We start from the raw sequence: 3,536 nt of genomic DNA on the forward strand, positions 1-3,536 counted from the left end.
GTGCTAAGAAGGATTGTGAAGAAGTGTACTTAATCTATAGAATAGGTTAGAAGAAAAAGGAATAATTAAATCTTTATTGAATATGAAAAACAGAGAGTTTAAAAAGGAAGGCTGTGAGGATTGAATGTTTGATGAAGAAAAAGAGAGTTCAATTTTAGGAACAGTCATAGCGGTTAGTTTAAGTAAGAAGCATACGTTTAGTAAAGAAAATCAAGAAATAATAAAATTAGTGAAGGGTTTCGGGGTCGAAGGCGATGCACACTTTGGTTCAACCGTTAAACATCGATCGAGAGTGGCACAAAATCCAAACCAACCAAACCTAAGACAAGTGCATTTAATTCAAAATGAGTTATTCAAAGAGTTAGCAGACTGTTTTAATATTAAACCTGGACAAATGGGTGAAAATATAACAACTGTTGGAATAAATCTTCTTGAATTACCTACTGACACGACATTATTTATAGGTGAGTCTGCAAGTATTAAAATAACAGGCTTACGCAATCCTTGTGCTCAAATTGATAATTTTAAACAGGGTCTTTTAAAGGCGGTTTTGGATAAGGATTCAGACGGAAATCTAATAAGAAAAGCAGGAATAATGGGAGTTATATTGCAGAGTGGAGAAGTGAAACCAGGTGATACCATCCGTGTTGAATTACCTCCTAGACCATTTATAAAGCTTAAACGTGTTTAAGCAACTTGTGCGTATTAGTACGATAGTGAAATTAATCTTGTTTGTAAACAAACATTTAAAGTAACAGATAGTTTTAGCACAATAGCAGAGTAGCAGAGGAATAATTTTTGCAGCTCTTCGTGTCTCAATTTTTAGTAATCGGGCGACTTTCTGTAAAAAGGAACAGCGCTTACTTTCGTTATAGGGCCATTTTATGGAGGCCTGAAAGATTTCAACGTGTTAAATTAAACTTCCGAGTTTACCCAAAAATAGCAATTCCATTCAATAAGAAAAAGGTGTTGTATTGGAGAACAGAGAATTACTGGGTTAAGTGATTTTATATTTTTCGAAAGGGGAATTCAAAATGGGAAAAGTTGTAGGATTTGAATTAAGCAGTCAAGAACCGGAAAAAGCAACAAAATTTTATTCCAGGGTTTTTGGATGGGATTTCTCCGAACCACAGTGGGATTATTGGGCTGTTTCTACGGAAATAGGCACTCAGGAAACTGGAATGAGCGGTGGAGTAAGTAAAGGACCTAATGATTTTCCTCATGGAACACGTATTCAAATAGAAGTTGATTCAATAGATGATTCTATCTTCAAAGCAAAAGACAATGGTGCAATGGTAGTTCGAGAAAAGATGGAGTTTGATGAATTTTTTCTAGCATACTTAGTAGATCCAACGGGTATTGGATTTGGTCTTATTCAAAAAAAATAATAACCTACCTTAATATTTGGGCGCAATTCTGAAGCAAGAATCAGCAAGAATTACGCTCTTTCTTTATGTTAAGGGCAATTTGTGTTGTATAAACAAGTGATTTACAAATAAAAGGGTACCTGAGCTTCATCCAAAAATTGTCGTGGACAACGTTAATGAAATTTCTAAAATAGGAACTTCTTTTAATAAATGAAAGTATAGTTTTACAATAACCTCAGTGTGATTAAAGGTGCTATCTAAGAACAAGAATATCCACTTAATCATTCTCAACCTAGATTGTGGAAGATCAAGGGAAGTATAATAAAGGTTATGAAGAATTGTAATTTTAGTTTGCGCTGGAGCTGTTTCACTTGGTTTTCCTTCCCTATTATTTCAAGTGATTAATAGTTTGATTGAGAAAATTGTATTTTTAACAGTTGAGGAAGTCAAGGTTGTAGCTATGACTAAAAAACAACTTTAACAATCTGGCGTTAATCGATCATCATGAGGAGAGGATTACGATAACTATTTATGACCAACTTATAGAAGTTCTTAAAGAAAAAAAAGGTGAAACTCTAACATCTATAGAGATAAGAGATAAATTAATAACAAAATTTAATACAAATCCAAGTAGTATAATACTTTCAGATTATTGTTATAACCGTTATAACAGCGGGATATCTTTTAATAAACATCTATTTATATACATCAATAGAAGTACATATAGATATGTAGGTGAAAATTATCCTTATACTGGACTAATCTTTCACAAACCTAGAGGGGCTGAGTATGAATCTGTTGTTGGTGAGTGGGATAATGGGCTACTTATTCTATATAAGGATAAAACTATTAAACAGGGTTCAATAGGAATCTCACAAATAAAAAAGTTGTATGAAGAATACTTGGAAATGTTACGATTTGAAATGAATGTACTTGGATGCAAGGCAACTGAATTAAGGCATCTTATCGGTCGTCTAGGTGAATTCTTTTGTGTTCTTTACACAAATGGAGAACTAGCTAAAGTGACCAATCAACATGGATATGATGTCATAAAAGACGGTAGAAGAATTAGTGTTAAAACAACTGCCCAAGATAATAGTTTTATTACGATCAATAAAAATACATTCGACCAATTCGATGACTTTTTCGTAGTTCAGTACAAAGATGATGATTTTAAACTGTTATTTTATGGGCCAAAGGAAGAAATCCCATCACCTAGAACATATGGAAATAATTATGAGGTCAATATAAGTTCTTTAAAAAGAATATCAAAAACCAGTCCATTTTTTCTGGGGTAAGATACATTTGAGGGCAGGATAGTATGATAGCCGTCCAATAATACTCCTTTCAGAGGTGTAAAATGATATATTTAGAAACATCGAGATTGCAATTACGCGACTGGGAAGAAATAGACTTAGAGCCATTTAGTCGACTAAATGAGGATGAAGAGGTTATGAAGTATTTTCCTAAAACCTTATCATCCGAAGAAACAAAGGTGTTTTATAAATCAATTTTGTCCGAGTTTAAAGAATGTGGATTTGGGTTATATGCCGTGGAAGTAAAGGAAAATAAAGAGTTTATAGGGTTTATAGGATTTCATAGGGCAACCTTTGAGGCTGATTTTACACNNTTGGATGGCGCTTGAAGAAAGAGGCTTGGGGAAAAGGATATGCATCTGAGGGTGCAGCAGCCTGTTTACAATATGGATTTAACAAATTGGGTTTTAGTGATGTTTATAGTTTTACAGCTGATGTTAATAAGCCTTCGAAAAATGTAATGATAAAAATTGGTATGAATTTTATTAAAACTTTCAATCACCCCAATGTTAAGAAAGATAGTCCTTTAAGAAAACATGTTCTATTTCATAAAAATAAACCTGCAAACTGTAAACTATAGTTCAATTAATAGCCGTTTCAGTGGCAAGTACCCTTTAGTTAAGAATCTACATTAAGCTTTAAAGTAGCCATAGTTTAAGAAAAAGTTATTATGTCGCAGTTCGAATTAGGGCGCTATCCATGAATAAGGATATGCGTCCATTTTCATTTTAGAGCCGTATTATAGAAGATCGAAAATTCAACTTTTCTTTAGTAAATGGGAATAAAAGAAATAAAGTGATATGTTTTATATTTAACTAAATAGTTGAATATGAAAATTATCTCTGTTATATTT

5 protein-coding genes are annotated in these 3,536 nt (G+C 32.9%); all 5 read left to right on the top strand.

What is annotated here, in order from left to right; genetic code table 11:
- Positions 1–124 precede the first annotated feature (124 nt).
- The 5 genes from V7149_RS24170 to V7149_RS24190 all read left to right on the top strand — a co-directional run bounded on the left by V7149_RS24170 (position 125) and on the right by V7149_RS24190 (position 3,263).
- A complete protein-coding gene (locus V7149_RS24170) occupies positions 125–691 on the top strand; it encodes an MOSC domain-containing protein (RefSeq protein ID WP_335348119.1) in 567 nt (188 codons plus the stop codon).
- A 343-nt stretch (positions 692–1,034) separates the two neighbouring features.
- Complete coding sequence (locus tag V7149_RS24175; protein WP_335348120.1) at positions 1,035–1,388, top strand: VOC family protein; 354 nt, start codon at positions 1,035–1,037, stop codon at positions 1,386–1,388.
- Positions 1,389–1,888: 500 nt separating this feature from the next.
- The gene (locus tag V7149_RS24180; RefSeq protein ID WP_335348123.1) at positions 1,889–2,665 is read left to right on the top strand and encodes a DUF7225 domain-containing protein; all 777 of its coding nucleotides are present in this window, start codon (positions 1,889–1,891) and stop codon (positions 2,663–2,665) included.
- A 62-nt stretch (positions 2,666–2,727) separates the two neighbouring features.
- The gene (locus V7149_RS24185) at positions 2,728–3,012 is read left to right on the top strand and encodes a GNAT family N-acetyltransferase (protein ID WP_335348121.1); all 285 of its coding nucleotides are present in this window, start codon (positions 2,728–2,730) and stop codon (positions 3,010–3,012) included.
- Positions 3,009–3,263, top strand: a complete 255-nt coding sequence (locus V7149_RS24190; RefSeq protein ID WP_335348122.1) for a GNAT family N-acetyltransferase — start codon at positions 3,009–3,011, stop codon at positions 3,261–3,263. Before V7149_RS24185 ends, V7149_RS24190 begins: the two co-directional genes overlap by 4 nt.
- Positions 3,264–3,536 lie beyond the last annotated feature (273 nt).

The organism is Bacillus sp. JJ1503 (genome assembly GCF_036965125.1).
Classification (GTDB): Bacteria; Bacillota; Bacilli; order Bacillales; family Cytobacillaceae; genus Cytobacillus.